The sequence below is a fragment of the Enterococcus raffinosus genome, from assembly GCF_001886185.1.
Taxonomy (GTDB): domain Bacteria; phylum Bacillota; class Bacilli; order Lactobacillales; family Enterococcaceae; genus Enterococcus_A; species Enterococcus_A raffinosus.
Genome location: NZ_JXLA01000096.1, coordinates 1 through 1,641, shown reverse-complemented (window position 1 = coordinate 1,641; position 1,641 = coordinate 1). Strand labels below are relative to the sequence as shown.

The following is a 1,641-nucleotide window of genomic DNA, read 5'->3' as shown; positions in this document are numbered from 1 at the left end:
TGCCGAAGATCGTCACATCCGAGGAGGCTCATTGTCAAGGACAATCGGAATAGCATACGGAAAGAAGTTCTGCACCTTATAAAATTTGTCAAAAAAACTGTTGCCATTCCACAACTTATCTAACAACAAAGTATATATTCTACAGAAGTAAACAAATAGCTTATATTTTAGGATGTACACAAATTGACAAGTATAATAAAACTTTGATAAAATACAAATGTTTTTTTATTTTTATGTGTGATTAGTTAGAACTTACTTAAATCCTATTATAATATTTTTGTTAATGATTTTAATAAAATGATTGGAGAGAAAATGATGGATCAAAAAGCGTTTATCGAATCTATTGATTCTACAATCGATAGATTAAAAAAAGAAATTCGATTTTATAATAGAGTAATTGGTATCGGAAATATTATAAAAATAGTCTTATCAGCTAGTATCCCAATATTAATTGATCAGGCTTCCGAACACAGGTCTTTACTATTGATTGTTTCAATTGCTTCAGCAATAATTACAATTATACAAAGTGGGATGTCTGCATTTAATTATCAAGATAAAGTACAGACTTCGACAGAGTTATTAATGAAAATTGAAAAAGAAAAGTTGTTATATATAACGAAAACATCCCCATATAATAAAACAGATGAAGAAAATTTCCATTTAATCGTTACAACCCTTCAAACTGAATTAATTGATATTATCTCTGATTTTAATCAAGTTAATAACTAAAAATTTATTTAATTAGAAAGTAGTGCAGATAATACTAATTGTACAATTAAGAAAAGAGATAAGACTTTACATTCCTAAAAAAATGTAAAGTCTTATCTCTTTTCTTAATGCTATAAATTCATAATAACATTATGGACAATAAATTTAAAATTTATTCAGACTGTAGACAAACTCCTAAATTTAGAGTGTTGTTTGCAGTCTGACGACTCAAAAATGAGTCGTATAAATCAATTATAGTAATAAGTCATTGATTTCTTTAAATTCTTTATCAAGTTCTTTTTCATCATATTTTTCATATTTATCAGCTTCATGAAGAACTTTTTTAATTTCATGAATAGCCTTTCGTTCAACTAACCATTTTTTTAGGTTATGTTTTTTTTCTGGATTTTCAGATAACGTATCAAGTTCGTCTAACTCTTTATCCAGTTTATTGACAACAGAAACAATTTTGTTTACAACTTTTTCTTCTTTGTTTTCTAAATTTGACATTTATCTTCACGTCCTTTTTATTTGATAATTTAAGTATAGAACTTTGATATAGTTTATACAAATAGAAACGCTTCTTCGTGTATTCTGTGATTTTCTTTTGAAATGAGGAAAACTTTGGAGTAAAATGAACGTGGACAGAACAATATTTAGGAGGAATAAACTATGTGTACGTCTATTACTTATGTAACAAGTGATCATTATTTTGGAAGGAATTTTGATTATGAAATATCTTACAACGAAGTAGTCACTGTTACTCCAAGAAATTATAAGTTGAATTTTCGAAAGGTAAATGATTTGGATACTCATTATGCAATGATTGGTATTGCCGCTGGTATAGCTGACTACCCTCTTTATTACGATGCGACAAATGAAAAAGGATTGAGTATGGCTGGGCTAAATTTTTCTGGGTATGCTGATTATAAA

General features: G+C 27.6%; 3 protein-coding genes. 2 read left to right on the top strand and 1 reads right to left on the bottom strand.

Annotated features, from left to right (window positions below):
• Positions 1-297 precede the first annotated feature (297 nt).
• The gene (locus tag RV13_RS20320; protein ID WP_002308843.1) at positions 298-729 is read left to right on the top strand and encodes a DUF4231 domain-containing protein; all 432 of its coding nucleotides are present in this window, start codon (positions 298-300) and stop codon (positions 727-729) included.
• Between the two features lie 231 nt (positions 730-960).
• On the opposite strand, the gene RV13_RS20315 is transcribed toward RV13_RS20320, so the two are convergent.
• Positions 961-1,218, bottom strand: a complete 258-nt coding sequence (locus tag RV13_RS20315; protein WP_002295273.1) for a hypothetical protein — start codon at positions 1,216-1,218, stop codon at positions 961-963.
• 162 nt (positions 1,219-1,380) lie between these two features.
• On the opposite strand from RV13_RS20315, the gene RV13_RS20310 reads away from it, so the two are divergent.
• Positions 1,381-1,641, top strand: a 261-nt coding sequence (locus RV13_RS20310) for a linear amide C-N hydrolase (protein ID WP_083579832.1), incomplete at its 3' end; no start/stop codon positions are given.